Annotated in this window: 15 protein-coding genes and 1 pseudogene; 3 read left to right on the forward strand and 13 right to left on the reverse strand. The window is 73.2% G+C overall.

Going from position 1 to position 19,873, the window contains the following annotated elements; all coding sequences use genetic code 11:
- Positions 1–93: 93 nt before the first annotated feature.
- From ACZ6MA_RS07150 to ACZ6MA_RS07165, 4 genes are read right to left on the reverse strand one after another with little or no spacing between them, the layout of a single operon-like run.
- Entirely contained in the window at positions 94–1,260 is a 1,167-nt protein-coding gene (locus ACZ6MA_RS07150; protein ID WP_469431739.1) for a thiolase domain-containing protein, read from the reverse strand.
- Entirely contained in the window at positions 1,257–2,318 is a 1,062-nt protein-coding gene (locus ACZ6MA_RS07155) for a lipid-transfer protein (protein WP_469431740.1), read from the reverse strand. The genes ACZ6MA_RS07150 and ACZ6MA_RS07155 overlap by 4 nt, the downstream gene beginning before the upstream one ends.
- Positions 2,315–3,280, reverse strand: a complete 966-nt coding sequence (locus tag ACZ6MA_RS07160) for a Zn-ribbon domain-containing OB-fold protein (protein ID WP_469431742.1) — start codon at positions 3,278–3,280, stop codon at positions 2,315–2,317. Before ACZ6MA_RS07160 ends, ACZ6MA_RS07155 begins: the two co-directional genes overlap by 4 nt.
- Positions 3,281–3,307: 27 nt before the next feature.
- Entirely contained in the window at positions 3,308–4,108 is an 801-nt protein-coding gene (locus ACZ6MA_RS07165) for a crotonase/enoyl-CoA hydratase family protein (protein WP_469431743.1), read from the reverse strand.
- A gap of 176 nt (positions 4,109–4,284) precedes the next feature.
- Here ACZ6MA_RS07165 and ACZ6MA_RS07170 point away from each other — a divergent pair, with 176 nt between their 5' ends.
- On the forward strand, positions 4,285–5,958 hold the full coding sequence (locus ACZ6MA_RS07170; RefSeq protein WP_469431744.1) for an acyl-CoA synthetase: 1,674 nt from the start codon (positions 4,285–4,287) through the stop codon (positions 5,956–5,958).
- Between the two features lie 157 nt (positions 5,959–6,115).
- A complete protein-coding gene (locus tag ACZ6MA_RS07175) occupies positions 6,116–8,533 on the forward strand; it encodes a penicillin acylase family protein (protein ID WP_469432272.1) in 2,418 nt (805 codons plus the stop codon).
- Positions 8,534–8,645: 112 nt separating this feature from the next.
- On the opposite strand, the gene ACZ6MA_RS07180 is transcribed toward ACZ6MA_RS07175, so the two are convergent.
- From ACZ6MA_RS07180 to ACZ6MA_RS07210, 7 genes and pseudogenes are all read right to left on the reverse strand, one after another.
- Positions 8,646–9,242, reverse strand: a complete 597-nt coding sequence (locus ACZ6MA_RS07180; RefSeq protein WP_469431746.1) for a hypothetical protein — start codon at positions 9,240–9,242, stop codon at positions 8,646–8,648.
- A gap of 138 nt (positions 9,243–9,380) precedes the next feature.
- The gene (locus ACZ6MA_RS07185; RefSeq protein ID WP_469431748.1) at positions 9,381–10,940 is read right to left on the reverse strand and encodes an acyl-CoA synthetase; all 1,560 of its coding nucleotides are present in this window, start codon (positions 10,938–10,940) and stop codon (positions 9,381–9,383) included.
- 107 nt (positions 10,941–11,047) lie between these two features.
- Positions 11,048–12,148, reverse strand: a pseudogene (locus tag ACZ6MA_RS07190) (NAD(P)H-dependent flavin oxidoreductase); the annotation flags it as partial.
- Between the two features lie 265 nt (positions 12,149–12,413).
- Positions 12,414–14,741, reverse strand: a complete 2,328-nt coding sequence (locus tag ACZ6MA_RS07195) for a serine/threonine-protein kinase (protein ID WP_469431749.1) — start codon at positions 14,739–14,741, stop codon at positions 12,414–12,416.
- Positions 14,742–15,000: 259 nt separating this feature from the next.
- Positions 15,001–16,050 (reverse strand): SDR family NAD(P)-dependent oxidoreductase, encoded by a 1,050-nt coding sequence (locus ACZ6MA_RS07200; RefSeq protein WP_469431750.1) that lies wholly within the window; start codon positions 16,048–16,050, stop codon positions 15,001–15,003.
- Between the two features lie 144 nt (positions 16,051–16,194).
- Entirely contained in the window at positions 16,195–16,590 is a 396-nt protein-coding gene (locus ACZ6MA_RS07205) for a peptidase inhibitor family I36 protein (RefSeq protein WP_469431752.1), read from the reverse strand.
- A gap of 167 nt (positions 16,591–16,757) precedes the next feature.
- Complete coding sequence (locus ACZ6MA_RS07210) at positions 16,758–17,075, reverse strand: ArsR/SmtB family transcription factor (RefSeq protein WP_469431754.1); 318 nt, start codon at positions 17,073–17,075, stop codon at positions 16,758–16,760.
- Positions 17,076–17,173: 98 nt separating this feature from the next.
- Here ACZ6MA_RS07210 and ACZ6MA_RS07215 point away from each other — a divergent pair, with 98 nt between their 5' ends.
- A complete protein-coding gene (locus ACZ6MA_RS07215; protein ID WP_469431755.1) occupies positions 17,174–17,482 on the forward strand; it encodes a putative quinol monooxygenase in 309 nt (102 codons plus the stop codon).
- 45 nt (positions 17,483–17,527) lie between these two features.
- Here the strand turns inward: ACZ6MA_RS07215 and ACZ6MA_RS07220 are convergent, their stop codons facing one another.
- Positions 17,528–18,727, reverse strand: coding sequence for an acyl-CoA dehydrogenase family protein (locus ACZ6MA_RS07220; protein WP_469431757.1), 1,200 nt, complete (start codon positions 18,725–18,727; stop codon positions 17,528–17,530).
- Positions 18,728–18,926: 199 nt separating this feature from the next.
- Positions 18,927–19,721: a phosphatase PAP2 family protein gene (locus ACZ6MA_RS07225; RefSeq protein WP_469431759.1), complete on the reverse strand. Its 795-nt coding sequence runs from the start codon at positions 19,719–19,721 to the stop codon at positions 18,927–18,929.
- Positions 19,722–19,873 lie beyond the last annotated feature (152 nt).

Here is a 19,873-nt window from a genome sequence, read left to right on the forward strand (position 1 = left end):
GTCCGCGCTCCTCCCGGTTCGTCGTCGTCCCGGGGCCACAGTAGCGAGCGCGGCGGGTGCCGGACAGGCCGCCGGGGAGCGCCCGTACTCCCCTCAGGTGGTGGGGGGTTCGGCGGCGACCAGCCACATGGAGAAGAACTGGGCGCCCCCGCCGTAGGCGTGGCCGAGTGCCTTGCGGGCGTTCGCCACCTGGTGTTCGCCCGCCCGGCCGCGGACCTGGAGCGCGGCCTCGGCGAAGCGGAGCATGCCGGAGGCGCCGATGGGGTTGGTGGACAGGACACCGCCGGAGGGGTTGACGGGGAGGTCGCCGTCCAGCTCGGTCGCTCCCGCCTCGGTGAGCTTCCAGCCCTCGCCCTCCGCCGCGAAGCCGAGGTTCTCCAGCCACATCGGCTCGTACCAGCTGAAGGGCACGTACAGCTCGGCGGCGTCGATCTCCCGTCGGGGGTCGGTGATGCCCGCCTGGCGGTAGACGTCGGCGGCGCAGTCCCTCCCGGCGCGCGGCGAGACGAAGTCCTTGCCGGCGAAGAGCGTCGGTTCGCTGCGCATGGCGCCGCCGTGCAGCCACGCGGGCGGGTACGGGGCGCGGGCCGCGCCCGCGCGGTCGGTGAGGACCATGGCGCAGGCCCCGTCGGAGGAGGGGCAGGTCTCGGAGTAGCGGATCGGGTCCCAGAGCATGGGTGCGGACTGGACCTTCTCCAGGGTGATGTCGTGCTCGTGGAGGTGGGCGTGGGGGTTCTTGAGGGCGTTGCGGCGGTCCTTGTAGGCGACGAGGGAGCCCACGTGGGCGGGGGCGCCGGTGCGGCGCATGTAGGCCCGGACGTGCGGGGCGAAGAAGCCGCCCGCGCCGGCCAGCAGGGGTTGCTGAAAGGGGACGGGCAGGGACAGGGCCCACATGGCGTTGGACTCGGACTGTTTCTCGTAGGCCAGGGTCAGGACGGTCCGGTGGACGCGGGCGGTGACGAGGTCGGCGGCCACGAGGGCGGTGGAGCCGCCGACGGAGCCCGCGGTGTGCACCCGCAGCAGCGGTTTGCCGACCGCGCCGAGCGCGTCGGCGAGGTAGTGCTCGGGCGTCATGACGCCCTCGAAGAAGTCGGGTGCCTTGCCGATGACGACCGCGTCGATGTCGGTCCAGGTCAGCGCGGCGTCGTCGAGTGCGCGCCGGGCGGCTTCGCGGACCAGTCCGGCGAGGGAGACGTCACGGCGGGCGGCCGCGTGCCGGGTCTGCCCGATTCCGACGACGGCCACGGGTTCTCGGTTCACCGGGTCTCTCCTTCCAGGACCGCGACGAGGTTCTGCTGGAGGCAGGGGCCGGCGGTGGCGTGGGCGAGGGCACGGTCGCTGGTGCCCCGGTGGATGCGGGCCGCGGCCTCACCGAGCCGGATGAGGCCGGCGGCCATGACGGGGTTGGCGGCCAGGGCGCCGCCCGAGGGGTTGACGGTGACGTCGTCGCCCAGCCGCAGTGCCTTGCGCAGCACGATTTCCTGCGAGGTGAAGGGGGCGTGCAGTTCCGCCGTGTCGACGGGGGCGTCGAAGGCTCCGGCGCGGGTCGCGGCGAGGCGGGTGGAGGGCGAGTCGGTGAGGTCGCGTACGCCGAGGGCGTGGGCCTCGATGCGGTGGTCGATGCCGCGGATCCATGCGGGCCGGTGGTGGATCCGGCGGGCGGTGTCCCCGGCGGCGAGGACGACGGCGGCGGCGCCGTCGCCGATGGGCGGGCAGTCGCGGGTGCGCAGTGGGGCCACGACGTAGTCGTCCGCGGCCCGGGCGTCCCGTGCGGGCAGGTGCCGGCCGGCCGCCGCCGTGGCCGTGCGGCTTCGCGCGGCGACCGCGGCGAGGGCCCGCTCGTCGGTCTCCCCCGCATCGATGAGCGCCCGCGCCTGGAGGGCGGCCAGGGCGACGGGGTCGGGCCAGAGGGGAGCCAGGTAGTAGGGGTCGAGCTGCCGGGTGAGGACGTCGCGTACGTCACCCGCCGAGGAGGTGCCATAGGCGTAGACGAGCGCGGTGTCGGCGGCACCGGTGAGGATTTTGACCCACGCCTCGTAGAGCGCCCAGGCCCCGTCCGTCTCCACGTGCGACTCGGTGATGGGCGGCCAGGCACCGACTCCGTCGAGGGCCATGGTGAAGGAGAAGGCCCGTCCGGCGAGGTAGTCGCTCGACCCGGAGCAGGTGAAGTCGATGTCGCGGGCGGCCAGGCCCGCTTGGCCGAGGGCGTCGTGGAGCACCGGCATGAGCGTCTCGGTCTCGGAGAGCCCGTCGGTGCGGCGCCGGTGGTCGCTCTGCGCGAAGGCGACGATCGCCACGTTCCGGGCGGCGTGCGTCACAGCAGCTCCTTGTACGTGTCGTAGGCGGCGTCGGGCTCGTCCGCCGGGCGGTAGTGGTCGGGGTAGCGGGCGCCTTCGGTCCATACGGGTTCGACGCGCAGCCCCATGCGCACCTCGTCGTAGGGGATGCCGGCGATGCGTCCGTGGAGTGCGAGACCGGCGCCGTCGAGGGCGATGTGGGCGTAGACGTAGGGGACTTCGATGTCCATGCCCTTGGCCTTGATGTTGACGACGCAGTAGGTGGTGACGGTGCCGCGCGGGCCGACCTCCACCGGTTCTTCGGTGGCGACGCCGCAGGTGGGGCAGGCGCCACGGGGCGGGACGTAGACCTTGCGGCAGGCGGGGCAGCGTTCGCCCACCGTCCTGCGCTCGGCGAGGGCGGTGAGGTAGCGGCTCTGGGCGCGGCCGGGCGCGTAGGTGTAGTCGAGGCGGGCGGGGGTGGCGATGGTGGTGACGGGGTCGGTGAACGCGCCCGGTGGGGAGGCGGGTTCGGCGGCGGGCCGCCCGGCGGGCCCGCTTGCCGAGTCGTCGTACGGCTCGAAGCAGGCGATGTCGGTGATCGCTCCGGTCCGTTCCGGTGCCCAGCGGATGTGGACCCGCATCCCGGTGCGGACGGCGTCCGGGCCGGGGGCGTCGAGGGCGTGCAGCAGGGCGGTGTCGGCGCCGTCGAGGCGGACGAGGGCCCAGGCGAAGGGGGTGCGCAGAGGCTGGCCGCGCCGTGGGGCGGGGTTCCAGGCCCAGGTGGTGACCGTGCCGGTGGCGGCGACCTTGACGAGGTCGTGGATCTCCTCGGCGGTCCGGGGGTCGTATTCGACGGGGGGTACGAGGACGCGTCCGTCGGTGGTCCGGACGCCGAGGACGGTCCGTTCGCGCAGTCCGGTGAGGAAGGCGCTCTGCACGGGGCCGAGGGAGCGGGTGAAGGGGAATTCCACGACCAGGGGGGCGGTCAGGGGTTCGGGCATGCGACTGCTCTCCTTCGGCGCCGGCGCTCAGGAGCGCCGGTAGACGGCGGGGCGCTTCTCGGCGAAGGCGCGGGCGCCTTCCTTGGCGTCGTCCGTGTCGAATACGGGCCAGCCGCGCCGCAGTTCGAGGGCGAGGCCGTCGGCCTCGCTCATCTCGGCGGCGTCGTGGACGCAGGCCTTGACGGCTTCGACGGCGAGCGGCCCGTTGGCGTTGACGAGTTCGGCGGTCGCCAGGGCCGCTTCCAGGGCCGTGCCGTCGGGGACGACCCGGCCGATGAGGCCGATGCGTTCGGCTTCCCGGGCCGGGTAGGGGCGTCCGGTGAGCAGCATCTCCAGGGCGTGGGTGCGGGGGATCTGGCGGGCGAGGCGGACGGTGGAGCCGCCGATGGGGAACAGGGCGCGGCGTACTTCGAAGAGGCCGAAGACGGCGCTCTCGCCGGCGATGCGGATGTCGGTGCCCTGGAGGATCTCGGTGCCGCCGGCGACGCAGGGGCCCTCGACGGCGGCGATGACCGGTTTGCGGGGCCGGTGGTGCCGGAGCATGGCCTTCCAGTGCAGGTCGGGGTCGGCGTCGAAGCGCCGGCGGTACACGTCGGGGGGCTGTCCTTGGCCGGCGAGGGCCTTGAGGTCCATTCCGGAGCAGAAGGCGCCGCCGGCGCCGGTGAGGACGACCGAGCGGATCGCGTCGTCGGCGTCGGCCGCGAGCCAGCCGTCGTACAGTCCGACCAGCATCGGCAGTGAGAGGGCGTTCTTGGCCTCCGGCCGGTTCAGGGTGAGTACGAGGGTCGCGCCGACGCGTTCCGCGGTGAGGTGCGGGGTCCCGCCCATGACAGTTCTCCCGTCTCGAGACGGTGAACAGGTTGCAGCAGGCGGGGGCCGGGTTCAATAGATTTCTGACTTCCCGTCAGTTTTCTTGGGCCGCTGCCCTTCCTCCCTCGGCGCCCGGACGCTCTAATGACCGCCGGACCCCTGTTCTCCCGGTCAGGCCCCGGTCAGGAGGAGACGTGGACTACAACCTCGCCGATCTCTTCGAGTCGGTCGTCGACACGGTCCCGGACCGGGAGGCGCTGGTCCATCTCGACCTCCCGGGCGGCGGAACGGAGCGGCGGCTGACGTACCGGGAGCTGGACGCGGCGGCCAACCGGCTGGCCCACCATCTGCGGGACAGCGGGATCGGGCCGGGCGAGCATGTGGGACTGCACCTCTACAACGGTGTCGAGTACCTCCAGACGGTATGGGCCTGTCTGAAGATCCGGGCGGTGCCGGTCAATGTGAACTACCGCTATGTGGCAGAGGAGTTGGCGTATCTGTACCGGGACGCCGATCTGGCCGCCCTGGTCTTCGACGCGGAGTTCACCGACCGGGTCGCGGCGGCCGCGCCCCGGGCGGAGCGGCTGCGGCACCTCGTCCGGGTGGGCACGGCCCCCGAGGGCGCCGCCGAGCCGCACCCGGCCCCCGCCCGGTTCAGTGATGCCGAGGCGTCGGGGGCTCCCTGGCGTGACTTCGCACCGCGCTCCGGTGACGACCGGTTCATCATCTACACCGGCGGGACCACCGGGCTGCCCAAGGGCGTGTTGTGGCGGCAGGAGGACCTGTTCTTCTCCGGTCTCGGCGGGGGCGCGCCCAGCGGTGTGCCGGTGCGGCGGCCCCAGGAGGTGGCAGAGCGGGTCGCGGCGGGTGGCGCGGGGCTCGTCTTCTTCCCCACCCCGCCGTTGATGCACGGCACGTCGACGCTCACTTCGTTCATCGCCTTCGGCTTCGGGCAGAAGGTCGTCCTGCACCGCAAGTACGCTCCCGAGGAGGTACTGCGCACCGTGGCGCGCGAGCGGGTGACCAGCGTCTCGCTGGTGGGCGACGCGATGCTGCGGCCGCTGGTGGACGCGCTGTCCGGGCCGCTGCGCGGCAGCGACTGCTCCTCGCTGCTGACCGTCAGCAGTTCGGGCGCCATCCTGTCCGACACCGTGCGCGCCCAGTTCGCGGCGCTCCTGCCGCACGTGGCGCTGCTGAACAACTTCGGCTCGTCCGAGTCCGGCTTCAACGGCACCGCCGCCGAGGACGCGGGGCCCGTGCGGGGTTTCCGGCTGCGCGTCAACGACCGCACCGCCGTGGTGGATCCGGCGACGGGCGAGCGGGTCGCGGCCGGCGAGGTGGGGCGGATCGCCCAGCGCGGCCATGTGCCGCTCGGCTACTACAACGACCCCGTGAAGACCGCCGAGACGTTCTTCCGGGCGGGCGGCGAGCGCTGGGTGCTGCTCGGCGACATGGCGACGGTCGACGAGACGGGTGTGGTCACGGTCCTCGGACGCGGCTCGCAGTGCATCAACACCGGTGGCGAGAAGGTGTACCCGGAGGAGGTCGAGCAGGCCCTCAAGGCCCATCCGGACGTGTACGACGCTCTGGTCGCGGGCGTGCCCGACCCCACGTGGGGCCAGCGGGTCGCCGCCGTGGTCCAGCCCCGCGCGGGCGCCGCGCCGCTGACGGCCGACGCCGTACGGACGCACTGCCGGACCCGGCTCGCGGGTTACAAGATCCCGCGCGTCGTCGTCCTCACCGACCACGTCCGCCGCTCTCCCAGCGGCAAGGCGGACTACCGCTGGGCAGGTGAGGTGGCCCGGGCGGCGGCCGACGGCGCCGACGGCGACCGGGACCGGGACGGAGACAGCGGCGCGGAGAGCTGATCGCCGCCCCGGTCACCATGGCCGGATCCCGGGGGCGCGCCCGGGGCCGCGTCAAGGGCGCCGGAGGACCCTCGCGAGTCGGTCAACTGGTGGCGCGGTGGCTGCGTCTGACACCTCGCAGACACCTGTTTTCTCCGTCTTCATAGGGGAGTTCATCGTGCACCTCCGTCACCGCTTGCGCGCGCTGACCGTAGGGGGGCTGGCGCTGCTGACGGCAGCCACGGCGCTGCCCGCCTCGGCCGCCGCCCCCGACCGTACGGACAGACCGTCGGACGGCGGGCTGTCCGCCGTCATCCGTTACACCGAGTACGGAATCCCGCACATCGTCGGCAAGGACTACGCCCAGCTGGGCTTCGGCCAGGGGTGGGCGCAGGCCGCCGACCAGGTGTGCACGCTCGCCGACGGGTTCGTCACCCTGCGCGGGGAACGTTCACGCCACTTCGGCGGCGACGCCGTGCCCGACCGGTCGCTGTCCTCGGCCGCCACCAACCTCTCCAGCGACCTGTACTTCCGGGGGCTGCGGGACGCGAAGACCGTGGAGCGGCTCTTCGACCGGCCCGCGCCCGTCGGTCCGAGCCGGCAGGCCAAGGAGCTGATGCGCGGCTGGGCCGCCGGGTACAACGCCTGGCTGCGCCAGAACAAGATCACCGACCCGGCCTGCCGCACCGCCGGCTGGGTCCGTCCGGTGACCGCCCTGGACGTGGCGGAACGCGGCTACGCCATGACGCAGCTGGCAGGCCGGGGCGCGTTCCCCGACGGCACCACGGACACGCGCCCGCAGGCCAAGCCCGCCACTCGCGCGGCCGCGACCCTCGACCCGGCAACGGCGTCCCGCGAGCTCTTCGGCCGGCGCGGCAAGACCATGGGGTCCAACGCGGTCGCCTTCGCCGGCTCCGCCACCGCCGGCGGACGCGGTCTGCTGCTCGGCAATCCGCACTACCCGTGGCAGGGCGGAGCGCGCTTCTGGCAGTCGCAGACGACCATCCCCGGCGAGCTGAACGTCATGGGCAGCACGCTGCTCGGCCTGCCGGTCGTCGCCATCGGCCACAATGCGGACATGGCGTGGAGCCACACGGTCTCCACCGGCATGGCGATGAGCCTGTACGAACTGAAGACGGCCCCCGGCGACCCGTACTCCTACCTGGTCGACGGCAAACCCGAGCGGATGACCAAGCGCGCGGTCACCGTGCCGGTGCGGGGCAAGGACGGCCGCACCACCGACGTCACCCGCACCCAGTGGTGGACCCGCTTCGGTCCGGTGACGACCTCGATGGGGAACCTGCCCCTCCCGTGGACGGCCGGCTCCGTCTACACGATCGTCGACCCCAACACGGCCAATCTGCGCATGACCGACGCCTTCCTGGCCCTGGGCAAGGCCCGTGGGGTGCCGGACGTCCAGGACGCGCTGCGCCGCACCCAGGGGCTGCCGTGGGTCAACACCGTCGCCGCCGACTCCCGGGGCCACAGCCTCTACACCCAGTCGCAGGTGCTGCCGCGCGTCACCGACGAGCTGGCCGAGCGCTGCTCCACGCCGCTCGGCCGGCAGACCTTCCCGGCCTCGGGGCTCGCGGTGCTGGACGGCTCGCGCCGGGACTGCGCCCTCGGCGACGACCCCGACGCGCTGCAGCCCGGCACGTTCGGCCCGGCCGCGATGCCGGCCCTGGTCGACGCCCCCTACGCCGAGAACTCCAACGACAGCCCCTGGCTCGCCAACGCGGACCGGCCGGTCACCGGCTACCCCAGGATCTTCGGGGACATCGGGACCGCGCGTTCCCTGCGCACCCGTGGCGCTGTCCAGGACGTCACGGCCATGGCGAAGCGCGGCAAGCTGACGGTGGCCGATCTGGAACGGCAGCAGTTCGCCAACCGGGCGCCCGCCGGTGATCTGGCGGCCACCGACGCGGCGAAGGCGTGCGCCGCACTGCCGGACGGCAAGGCCACCGGCAGTGACGGCACGTCCGTCGACGTCTCGGCGGCGTGCGAGGTGCTGGCGGGCTGGGACCGGACGGTACGGGCCGGCAGCAAGGGCGCGTTGCTCTTCGACCGCTTCTGGCGCGCTCTCGTCGGCTCCGTTCCGCCGGAACGGCTGTGGCGGGTGCCGTTCTCGGCGGCCGCCCCCGTCACCACGCCGAACACCCTCAACACCGCGGACCCGGGCTTCGCCAGGGCACTGGCCGACGCGGTCGGCGAGCTGCGCGCGGCGGGCATCGCACTGGACGCTCCTCTGGGCGAGCACCAGTTCGTCGTACGGAACGGCAAGCGCATCCCGGTCTCCGGCGGCGCGGACGCACTGGGCATCTGGAACATGGTCGAGGGCCGCTGGGACGCCCCGCGCGGCGGCTACACCGAGGTGGTGCACGGATCCAGCTACATCCAGGCCGTCGGCTTCGACGGCAGCGGCTGTCCCGTGGCCCGTACGCTGCTGACCTACGGGCAGTCCTCCAACCCGCGCTCGCCGCACTACAGCGACCAGACCGAGCTGTTCTCGGCCGGGCGTCTGATCACGAGCCGGTTCTGTGAGAAGGACATCCTCGCGTCACCGAAGCTCAAGGTGGTGCGGGTGAGCGAGCGCTGACCGCGCTTCGCCCAGGCGGCTGCGGCCGTCGTCGCCTGCGGCGGCGAGCGCCCCGCGGGCGCGTTCTCAAGCGCCGGACGGGCTGATACCGAGCCCGTCCGGCGATCGGGGGTCAGACCCAGAGCTGTACCGCTTCCAGCCGCAGCGAGCGGCCGGTCGTGCCCACCGTGACGGGGTTGCCGCGCACGGACCCCAGCCAGCCGAGGTTCTGCACGTGGGCCCGGGCCGCCACGCTCCCGGATTCGACACGGATCTGGAGGGCTTCCATCCGGCGGGACTGACCCGTGGTGCCCACGACGACGTTGGTGTAGTCCGCGCCACAGCGGGTGCCCTGCCAGCCTATGTCCTGCAGATGGGCGTTGAGGCACAGGCCGCCGACGCTGCCGGTGGCGACCTCCAGGGCCTCGATGGCTCTGCTCTGGCCCGTGGTCCCCGCGATGTTGCCGTCACAGACGGCCGGCTGCCAGCCGATGCCCGCGACATGCGCGCGGTAGCACACGATGCGGGCGTCCGGCCCGGCCGCGCGCTTGGCCGTCTCGGCTCGCACCGCGTCGGCGGCCGTGCGCGGGGCACCGGCCGGGGACTGGCCGCGCCCGGCGTCCGGGGCGGCCGTGCCCGCGTGGGCGGTGCCCAGGCCCGATGCGCCGAGTACGGCGGTGACGGACAGGGCGAGCAGGGCTTTTCCGCTCTTGGTGACGAAGCCGTTCATCGTGTTCTCCTCCTGTTGGCCGGCTGACAGCGGACATGTCTAGCGAGCCGGGAAGGACAACGGAATCTCCTGGGACGAGGCGGCCGGGAATGGTGGGTGAGCGGCCGGGTCCGGGCGGGCCGGGCCGGATCGCGCGGGTCAGACCGCGCGTTCCCGGCCTTCCCAGTACGGTGCGCGCAGGCGCCGTTTGTAGAGCTTGCCGTTGGGGTCGCGGGGCATGGCGGCCACGAAGTCGAGGGACCGGGGGCGCTTGTAGCCCGCGAGCCGTCGCCCGCAGTGGGCGAGGATCTCCGCGGCGAGCGCCGCGTCCGGCGTCCGGCCCCCGGCGGTCTCGACGACGGCCTTGACCTCCTCGCCCCACTCCTCGTGCGGGATCCCGAAGACGGCGGCGTCGGCGACGGCCGGGTGGGCCAGCAGGACGGATTCGATCTCGGCGGGGTAGATGTTGACGCCCCCCGAGATGATCATGTCGATCTTGCGGTCGCGGAGGAAGAGATACCCCTCCTCGTCGAGATGGCCGATGTCGCCGACGGTGAAGAAGTCACCGATGCGGTTCTTCGCCGTCTTGCTCTCGTCCTTGTGGTACGCGAAGCCGCCGGTGGTCATCCGCAGATAGACGGTGCCGAGTTCACCGGCGGGCAGCCGGTTGCCGTCGTCGTCGAAGACGGCGAGTTCGCTGATGGGCCACGCCTTGCCGACCGTGCCGGGCTTCTTCAGCCACTCCTCCGCGGTGGCGAAGGCACCGCCGCCCTCGCTCGCCGCGTAGTACTCCTCGACGCACGGCCCCCACCAGTCGATCATCGCCCGTTTGACGTGGTCGGGGCAGGGGGCCGCGCCGTGGACGGCGTGCCGCATGGACGACACGTCGTACGCGGCCCGGACCCGCTCGTCCAGTGCCAGCAGCCGCTGGAACTGGGTGGGGACGATATGGGTGTGCGTGCACCGGTACTCGTCGATGAGGCGCAGCATCTCCTCGGGTGTCCACTTGTCCATCAGCACCAGCCGGTGGCCGATGTGCAGGGAGGCGGCGGCGAATTGCAGAACGGCCGTGTGGTACAGCGGTGAACAGACGAGGTGGGTGTTGCCGTCGAAGGGCTTGATGCCGAAGATGCCGAGGAAGCCGCCGAGGTGGGACTCCTCCGGTGGCCGGCCGGGCAGCGGGCGGCGGATGCCGCGGGGGCGCCCGGTGGTGCCGGAGGTGTAGTTCATGACCCAGCCGAGCGTGCGGTCGGCCGGCGGGGTGGCGGGCCGGCCGTCGAGCAGGGCGGTGTACGGGCGGAAGCCGGCGAGGTCGCCGACGGCGTAGCGGCGGTCGGCGGGGGTGCCGGCCTCGTCGGCCGCCGCCGTGACGGTGGCGGCGAACCGCTCGTGCGCGATGAGGACCTTCGCGCCGGAGTCGGCGACGATCCAGGCGATCTCCGGGCCGACGAGGTGGTGGTTGACGGGGACGAGGTAGAACCCGGCCTGGGCGGCGGCGAGGTAGGCGGTGAGGAGTTCGACGCCGTTGGGCAGGACGACGGCGAAGGCGTCGCCCGGCCGGAGGCCGGCGGCGCGCAGCCCGTGCACGAGCCGGTTGGCGGCGGCGTGCAGCGCGCCCGCGGTCCACTCCCGGCCGTCGGGCGCGACGAGCACGCGCCGGCCGGGGTCCGCGGTGGCCTGGGCCCAGAAGCCGTTGGGGTGCTGGAGGGTGTCTGCCATGGCGGTGCGCCTCCTCAGGTGTCCGTGACGGTGACGGCGTCCGGGCCGGCGTCCGTGACGGTGACGGGGTCCGTCGCCGCGTTCCTGACCGGATCCGCGTCGGCGGCGGCGCGGCCGGCGATGACCTCCAGCCGGTCGAGGGCACGCTCGAAACCCGTCGTCAGGTCGTCGAAGACGGCTTGGACGCTGCGCCGGGAGGTCATCCGGCCCACGATCTGACCGACCGGTGTGCCCAGCAGCGGCTCCGTGCCGTACCGCTGCACGCGGGAGACGGCCTCGGCGACCAGCAGCCCCTGGAGCGGCATGGGGAGCGTGCCGGGGCCCGCCGGGTCGTCCCAGGCGTCGGTCCACGCGGTGCGCAGTTGGCGGGCGGGTTTGCCGGTCAGGGCGCGGGAGCGGACGGTGTCGCCGGAACCGGCGGCGAGGAGTTTGGCGGTCAGGGCCGGGGAGTTCAGCTCCGCCTCCTCGGTGGTGAGCCAGAGCGAACCGAGCCAGACACCCTGCGCGCCGAGGGCGAGTCCGGCGGCGATCTGCTCGCCGGAACCGATGCCGCCGGCGGCCAGGACGGGCAGCGGGGCGACGGCCCGGACGAGTTCGGGCGTCAGCACCATGGTGGCGATCTCACCGGTGTGGCCGCCGGCCTCGTAGCCCTGGGCGACGACGATGTCGATGCCGGCGGCGACATGGCGCGCGGCGTGCCGGGCGCTGCCCGCGAGCGCGGCGACGAGCATGCCGTGGTCGTGGGCGCGCCGGACGACGTCCGCGGGCGGCGGCCCGAGGGCGCTGGCGAGGAGCCGCACGGGGTAGTCGAAGGCGACGTCGAGCTGGGAGCGGGCGACCTCTTCCATCCACCCGGTGATGCGCCAGCCCGAGGCCTCGCCGTCGGGGAGTTCGGGCACGCCGTACCGGGCGAGGGTCTCGGCGACGAACCGGCGGTGCCCGGCCGGGATCATCGCCTCGACGTCCGCCTCGCTCACCCCCTCGACCTTCTTGGCCGGCATGACGACGTCGAGCCCGTACGGCTTGCCGTCGGTGTGCGTCTGCATCCAGTCGAGGTCCCGGGCGAGATCGCCCGGGGTGCTGTAGCGCACCGCGCCGAGCACGCCGAGACCCCCGGCCCGGGAGATGGCCGCGGCCACCGCGGGGAAGGGGGTGAAGCCGAAGACCGCGTACTCGATGCCCAGCTGCTCGCTCAACTCCGTCCGCATGGGCGGCAGGATGCCCCAGCCGGCCGGACGAGGGAAGAGATTTTCTGATGCTGCGTCAGCTGGGGTCGTGTCCGCGAAGCGGCGCCGCTCGCCCGCGGGGCGTGGCCCGGGGCGTCCGGTGCGTGCGCTCGCACCGCGGAGGGCCGCCCTCGTACCGGGCGTACTCGGGCGGCCCCGACGACGCGGCGGGCTTCCCCGGCTACCGATGGAAGGCACCCCCGGTGCCAGGCGTCACGGGCCTGGCAGGACCGTGCGGTGCGCGGCGTCACCGCGGGTGGTGCGTGCCGTGCGGGGAGCGGGTCTGGCGCAGCGCCGCGACCTGGCGGTACAGCTCGTGGGCCTCGGTGGAGCGGCCCAGTTGCTCCAGGCAGTGGGCCTCGTCGTTGCGGCTGGCCAGCGCGTCGGGGTGGTCGGCGCCCAGGACCCGCTGGCGGGCCTGGGCGACATCGCGGTAGACGGCGAGCGCGTCGCTCCAGCGGCCGAGCCAGCCGAGCCCGACCGCGACCTCACGACGGCTGACGAGCGTGTCGGGGTGGTCCGGCCCGAGCACCCGGGCGCGGATCGCACAGACGTCGCGCGCCTCGGCGAGGGCGTCCTCCCAGCGACCGAGCCGGCCGAGGTTGACGCCGAGGCCGTGCCGGGCCCGCAGGGTGTCGGGGTGGTCCCGGCCCTGTGCCCGGGTACGGACCGCCACGAGATCGCGGTACAGCTCCAGGGCCTCCGCGCTGCGGCCCAGCCGGCCCAGACAGATACCGGCCTCGTAGCGGGCGGCGAGGGTGTCGGGGTGATCGGCGCCCAGCGCCCGGGCCCGGGCGGCGGCCACCTCGTGGTAGGTGTGCAGCGCCTCGGCCCAGCGCCCCAACTGGCCGAGCGCGTAGCCGACCTCGTAACGGGTGACGAGCGTGTCGGGGTGGTCGGCGCCCAGGACCCGGGCACGCGCCTGGGCCACGTCCAGGGCCATGCGGTAGGAGTCCTCCAGCCGCCCGAGTCTGCTGAGGTTGTAGGCGAGGTTGTGGCGGCAGCGCAGCGTGTCCGGATGGTCGGCGCCCATGGTGCGCTCCCGGAGGGCGAGCACATCGGCGTAGATCTGATGGGCCTCGAAGTGCCGGCCGAGCTGCCCGAGGACGTACGCGGTCTCCTGGCGGGCGGCGAGGGTGTCCGGGTGGTCGGGGCCGAGCACCCGCGCCCGGCCGTCCGCGGCCTGGGCGTACTCGCGCAGCGCGTCGGCAGAGCGGCCCAGCCGGCTGAGGGTGAAGGCGACCTCGTACCGGCTGGCGAGAGTGTCGGGGTGGTCCGGGCCGAGGACGTGCTCGCGCTCGGCGGCCACGCCGCGGTGCACCTTGCCCGCCTCGTCCCAGCGGCCCAGACGGGCCAGGCTCAGCCCGGCGCTGTGCCGGCTCGCCAGCTCGGCGAGCACCTCGGCGGGCGGCGGCGGGCGTTCCGCCCCGGGAGCGGGGGGAGTCGGCCGGCCGGAGCCGGTGACGCCGTTCCACGCCCCCGGCACCCCCGGCACCCCCGGCACCCCCGTCCAGGAACCGGTGAGCGCGGTGGCGGGGTGCGGGGGCGGGGGCTGGAGCGGGCCGGTGCCGGCCGCCTTGGAGCCGGTGGTCATGTTCCTGGCCCAGCCGGGCAGCCGGGGCGGCTCGGGCAGCCGGGCGGACGCCCGCAACGGCCGGGCCCTGCCCTCGGGCAGCGTCCGGTGCGGCGCCGGGCCGTCCCCGCGCACCCCACCGGGCCGCCCCGCCGCGCGCAGCCGGGCGATCCGCCGGACGAGTTCACCGGCGTCGTCCGGCCGGTCCCCGGGCTCCTTGGCGAGCAGGTCCAGGACGATCCGCTCGAAGGGCTCGGGCAGTTCGGGACGCCGCTCGCGCGGCGGCTCGGGCGGTGTGTCGCGGTGGCCGACGAGAACGGCCCAGGCGTCGTCCATGTCGAAGGGCGGGGCACCGGTGGCGATCTCGTAGAGCACACAGCCCAGCGAGTACAGGTCGCTGCGGTGGTCGACGTTCCCGGCGCCGATCTGCTCGGGCGACATGTAATGCGGGGTGCCCATGGCGATGCCGGTACCGGTGAGGCGGCTGCTGAATCCGATGTCGTGACCGAGGCGTGCGATGCCGAAGTCGCAGATCTTCACGGTGCCGTCGGCGACCCGCATGATGTTGGCGGGCTTGAGGTCGCGGTGCACGACGCCCTGCCGGTGGGTGTAGGCGAGGGCGGCACCGAGCTGCTCGGCGATGTCGAGGACCTCGGGCACGGGCAGGGGGCGCTGCCCGTTGTCCTCCAGAAGCTCGCCGAGGTTGCGGCCGTCGAGCAGCTCCATCACCAGGTACAGCACGCCCTCGGACTCGCCGAAGTCGTGGACGACGGTGATGCCGCGGTGCTGGAGCGCGGCCGCGACCCGCGCCTCGCGCCGGAACCGCTCACGCAGCACGCGCAGGTAGGACGGTTCGTGGTGGGGCCCCATGGGCTTGAGGCACTTGACGGCCACATGACGGCCCAGCGACTCGTCACGGGCCCGCCACACCTCGCCCATCCCGCCCCGCCCGATCAGGTCGAGCAGCTGGTACCGGCCCTGGATCAGCCTGGTGTCCGCCATCGGTGTGCCGCCGCCCCCGTCGAATTCGCTCTGCCGCCCCCGGCCCCTCCAGTATGGCGGCCGGTCCGCGCGGCTTGTAGGCGCCAGGACGGCTCCCGGCGTTCGCGCTCCCCGCTTCCCGCACCCCTCCCCCGCGCGCCCGCGGCCAGCGCGCACCGCTGTGACGTCGGTGCCCTCCCCTACGCCCTTGGCCCGGCCGGGGGGGCGAACGGTTCCGCACCGGTCCCGGCGCCGGCCGGCGCTCGTACGGAGGGCGGTCTCAGGCGGTGGGCAGCCTCACGGCACCGAGCTGGAGCAGCATGCCCAGCCAGTCCTCGCCGAACCACGCGTCGGTGATCTTGCCGTCCCGGACGGTGTAGATGCCGATGCCGAGCCATTGGGCCCTTCGGCCGGTGGCCGGTATCCCCATGAACGCCCGGGAGTGGGTGGCGCTGCCGACGAACCGGACCGCGACCTTGTCGCCGCTCGCGACCATGTCCTCGACGTCCAGGCGCAGGTCGGCGAGGGCGCCCCTGTTGGCCGCCATGAATTCTTTCCACTCGTCGAGGCCGTGGCACTCCCCCAGGACACCGCCGTGGCACCGCAGGTCTTCCGCCCACAACGCGTCGACGAGGCCGATGTCGCCGCCGTTGACCACTTCGTCGAGGTGTCGTCTGACGACGGTGACGGGGCGGTCCGGGGCGTCGGATCCCAGCAGGACGCGTATCGGTGGCTCGTCCAACTCCACGAGGCGGCGGACGGTGTCCGCCACGTTCGCCGGGGCGTCGGCCGCGCGGAGGGAATCCTTCTGGGGGAAGCCGGTGCCGGAGTCGCCGGGCTCGATCACCGTGACCTTGATCCCGAGCGGGGCGACCTCCTGGGCGAGCACCTCGCTGAAACCGCGCACGGCCAAGTCGGACAGCCGGCACGGCGAGAGACCCGGTACGGACAAGGTGAGGACGTGCCCCTTGCCCTGACGGCGCAGTACGGGCAGGGCCGCCTTGACGACGTTGACGACTCCTGGGAGATGGGTGTCCTCGGCGGACGCCGGAACGGCCTCCTCCTGCGCCCGGCCCGGGGTGTTCACGACGACGTCGATCCGCCCGAACGCCCGCACCGCTTCGTCCACGGCCCGGCGTGCCGCGGCCGGGTCGGTCACGTCGAGCGGTATCGGCAGGACGTCACCGCCGTAGGAGCGCACGAGCCGGTCGAGACGCCGCCCGTCGCGGGCGGTCGCGGCGACGCGGTCACCGGTACGCAGCGCCGCTTCGGCGATCTCCCGCCCCGGCCCGTGCGTGCTTCCGGTGATGAACCACACCTTGCCGGTCATCCGACTCTCCTTCGCTGGTGGGGTTTTCCGGCGCCCCGGCGGTGCTCCGCCGGGGCGCCGCGGGCCCGTCACCGCCCGGTCGCGGAACGGGTGCGGGCCCGTGGAGGTCCTTCCCCCACGGGCCCGCACCAGTGCGCGTGTTCCCTACTGCGGCTGGAAGGAACGGATCGCGTAGTTGCCCTGCAGGTTGCCGCCCGCGCCGGCGGGGGTGGATCCGACACGGCCCTTTTTGTGGTTGGTCTGCGTGTAGTACTGCACCCGGTGCCCGGTTCCGTTCCATACGGAGCGGACGTTCTGCCCGCGCCGGATGAAGGAGCAGTCGTCGGCGGTGTTCGCCTTGGTGCTCTGGGACCACTGGCAGCGGGTTCCCCCGCCGTCCCAGTCGCTGTAGACGCAGAAGTGCCCGGGGGCGCAGTTGTAGGCCGCCAAAAGGCTGGGGGCCGCGGGAGCCGCGGCGGAGGCGGTCGCGGTGGGCGCGGCGCCGAAGACGGCGACGACCAGGGCGACAGCGGCGGTGGCGAGCGAAGGAATACGACGCATGGCACAGCTCCATTTCCTCGTCGGCTGAGCAGGGTGGCGGCCAGGCAGGAAAGCCGCCAATCAGCCCAACGAGGCACCCAAGGACAGGAAACGGGCCATGCGCCGGAGCCGGTGCCCACGCGCACGTCAGGGCACCGGCAGGAAGGCGACCGCCCCGCTCCCGGGCCTCACTCCCCCGGCTCGGCCGCCACGATGCCCAGGAGACCGGGAAACCGCTGTTCGATATCGGCCCGGCGCAGGCTGGCCATGCGGCTGTTGCCCCGGTCGACCTGCCGGATCAACCCGGCTTCGCGCAGTGCGCGGAAGTGGTGCGTGACGGTCGCCTTGGAGACCGGCAACCCGAACGAGCTGCACGTGCGGGCCGCGCCGTCGGGTTCGGCGGCCAGCTCGCGCACGACGCGACGGCGCAGCGGATCCGCGAGCGCGGAGAGCACCGGGCCGAGTTCGATCTCCTCGACACTCGGGTGGCCTTCACCGTCGGGCATGCGGGCCCCTCCCTTGAGGTACGAATTGCATCGTACCTACGAGTCCGATAGCGTCCAGCAGGTACGAGATTCATTGTACCTACCAGGGGGGACCCTTCATGACCCAGCCCTTCGCACTCGTCGGCATCGCACGCCCCAAGCCCGAACGCGCCGAGGAGCTGAAGCGGCTTCTGCTCTCGTTCGTCGAGCCGACCAGGCAGGAAGCCGGCTGCCTGGAGTACCACTTCCACGAGGATCGCGAGAACCCCGGCGTCTTCGTCTTCTACGAGGCCTGGCGCTCCCGGGCGGATCTCGACGCCCACCTGGCCCTCCCCCATATGCACGCCTTCTGGGAGCGGCGCATGGACTACCTGGAGACCGACCTCGACATCCGCTTTCTCACCATGCACAGCCCCTACCAGCGGTGACGCCACGGCGGCCGAGCATCGGCACGGGAGCCCGGTGGCGGGCCGTCAGCGGCGCACCCTCGGCATGCCGAGTCCGAGCCAGGAGATGATCTCCCGCTGGATCTCGTTGTTGCCGCCGCCGAAGGTGAAGATGACGGCGCTGCGGTAGCCGCGTTCCAGCTCTCCGTGGAGCGCGGCACCCGCGGAGCCCTCCTTCAGCGGGCCGGCCGCGGCGAGGACCTCCATCAGCCAGGCGTAGGCGTCCCGGCGGGCCTCGGATCCATAGACCTTGACGGCCGAGGCGTCCTGCGGGGTGAGCGTGCCCCGGTGCAGGGCGTCCACCATACGCCAGTTGAGCAGCTTCATGGCGTCGAGCCTGATGTGGGTGCGGGCGAGCCGGCCGCGGACCCAGCCGAGGTCGATGACGCGCCGGCCGTCGGCGAGCTTGGTGTCGGCGGCCCAGTGCTGGACCTGGCGCAGGGCGCTGATGGCGGTGGCGCCGTGGGCGGCCAGCGTCACGCGCTCGTGGTTGAGCTGGGTGGTGATCAGCCGCCAGCCCTGGTTCTCCTCGCCGACGCGGCGGGTGGCGGGGACGCGGATGTTCTCGTAGTGGCTCGCGGTGGTGTCGTGCGAGGCGAGGGTGCGGATGAGGGTGCAGGAGTAGCCGGGGTCGTCGGTGGGCACGAGGAGGATGGTGATGCCCTTGTGCGGCGGCATCCCGTCCTCGACGGGCCGGGTGCGCACGGCCAGCCAGACCCAGTCGGCGGTGTCGCCGTTGGTGGTCCAGATCTTCTGCCCGTTCACCGTGTAGTGCCCGGTGGCCTCGTCACCGTCGCGCACCGCGCGGGTCCTGAGGGAGGCGAGGTCCGTGCCGGCTTCGGGCTCGCTGTAGCCGATGGCGAAGTCCAGCTCGCCGGAGAGGATCTTCGGCAGGAAGTACGTCTTCTGTTCGTCGGTGCCGTACCGCATGATCGTGGGGCCGACGGTGTTGAGGGCCATGAGCGGCAGCGGTACGCCCGCCTGCGCGGCCTCGTCGAAGAAGATGAACTGTTCCATCGGTGTCATGCCGCTGCCGCCGTATTCCTTCGGCCAGCCGACACCGAGGCGGCCGTCCGCGCCGAGACGGCGGATCGTGCGGCGGTAGAAGCGCTTCTGCTCGGTGGGGTCGAAGTGACGGGCGTAGGCGTTGTCGGGCACCAGCGCGGCGAAGTACTCCCGCAGCTCCGCGCGTAACCGCCGCTGATCGGGGGTGTACTGGAGATCCACGGCCCCTCCAAGGTCCCGCTGGTCACGGTGGCTGTCCCGGGCACCGGCGCGGGCACCCCCGCGACGACGGCGCACACAGTAGAACGCGTTGCAGGAATTCGGAAGGGGTGGCGGGACGGAAGCGGCCCCGGGGGCCGGTGGCCCCCGGGGCCGGCCCGGGTCGGAAACAGAAGGAACAGCGGGAGGCAGAGGCAGGGCCTCAGCGTGACGCGTGCTTGCGGTGACGGCCGCCGCCGGCCGGTGCGCCGGGCGCCCCCGTCCGCGTCTGTCCGGGCACGTACGCGATGCCCTGTGCCGTCGCGGCCTCGCGGGCGAGGGCTTCCCGCTCCCGGGTGAGCCCGTAGCGCTCCATCAGCGGCACCCGGTGCAGCCGCGGCAGCAGCCAGGCGTGCCACACGCCCGTCACGAAGGTGATCGCGGAAGCGGCGATCAGGACGGAGCCGAAGGTGTCGGTCGGGTAGTGGGCGCCGACGTACATCCGGGAGAAGGCGATGAGCAGCACCGCGAACACGCCGAGGACGAGGACGGTCCGGCGGTGCCGGGTCTCGCGCAGCAGGAAGTACGCGGCGACGAAGGCCGAGACCGTGAAGGCGGTGTGACCGCTGGGGAAGCTGTTGGAGCCGATCTCCGGGTCCAACATGAACTGCCGCGGCGGCCGGGGCCGGGCGACGAGGGCCTTCGCGATCTGCGTGCTGTTCCAGCCGACCGCCACCACCAGGAAGGTGGCGACCGCCTTCGTCGGCTTGCGCCGCACGAACAGCAGCCAGCCGCTCCAGACGGCGAGGATCAGCAGGCCCGCGACCGGCGAGGCGAGGGCGCTGGCCCCTTCCATCACATGGTTGAGCCAGCCCGTGCGGGTGTGGGTCTGGATCGTGCGGTCCAGCCACAGGTCGTGCGGCTGGATCAGCTCGGTGTGCGCGGCGACGAGGCCCAGGGCGATCGCGGTCGCGAACAGCAGGAGGGAGTTGCGCAACCAGTGGCGCACGTAGGGCATGGGCGGGGCGTCCTTCGGATCTCTGTCGGTGGGTGCGGCGGGGCGGTACCAAAGCGGCGGGGCACGCGGAGGTGACGAACGCACGTCGCGCGGATGTCCTCGGCACGGCTGTATGACAAAAGCTACACGCGATCACCCGGTGCCCCGGCGGC

The sequence above is a fragment of the Streptomyces sp. NPDC042259 genome, assembly GCF_055582085.1.

What these genes read in the sequence shown, in the direction of transcription:
- ACZ6MA_RS07210 (WP_469431754.1), bottom strand. Translation starts at nt 17,075, where the DNA reads ATGCCCGACGGTGAAGGCCACCCGAGTGTCGAGGAGATCGAACTCGGC.
- ACZ6MA_RS07205 (WP_469431752.1), bottom strand. Translation starts at nt 16,590, where the DNA reads ATGCGTCGTATTCCTTCGCTCGCCACCGCCGCTGTCGCCCTGGTCGTC.
- ACZ6MA_RS07215 (WP_469431755.1), top strand. Translation starts at nt 17,174, where the DNA reads ATGACCCAGCCCTTCGCACTCGTCGGCATCGCACGCCCCAAGCCCGAA.
- ACZ6MA_RS07195 (WP_469431749.1), bottom strand. Translation starts at nt 14,741, where the DNA reads ATGGCGGACACCAGGCTGATCCAGGGCCGGTACCAGCTGCTCGACCTG.
- ACZ6MA_RS07200 (WP_469431750.1), bottom strand. Translation starts at nt 16,050, where the DNA reads ATGACCGGCAAGGTGTGGTTCATCACCGGAAGCACGCACGGGCCGGGG.
- ACZ6MA_RS07165 (WP_469431743.1), bottom strand. Translation starts at nt 4,108, where the DNA reads ATGGGCGGGACCCCGCACCTCACCGCGGAACGCGTCGGCGCGACCCTC.
- ACZ6MA_RS07185 (WP_469431748.1), bottom strand. Translation starts at nt 10,940, where the DNA reads ATGGCAGACACCCTCCAGCACCCCAACGGCTTCTGGGCCCAGGCCACC.
- ACZ6MA_RS07160 (WP_469431742.1), bottom strand. Translation starts at nt 3,280, where the DNA reads ATGCCCGAACCCCTGACCGCCCCCCTGGTCGTGGAATTCCCCTTCACC.
- ACZ6MA_RS07180 (WP_469431746.1), bottom strand. Translation starts at nt 9,242, where the DNA reads ATGAACGGCTTCGTCACCAAGAGCGGAAAAGCCCTGCTCGCCCTGTCC.
- ACZ6MA_RS07225 (WP_469431759.1), bottom strand. Translation starts at nt 19,721, where the DNA reads ATGCCCTACGTGCGCCACTGGTTGCGCAACTCCCTCCTGCTGTTCGCG.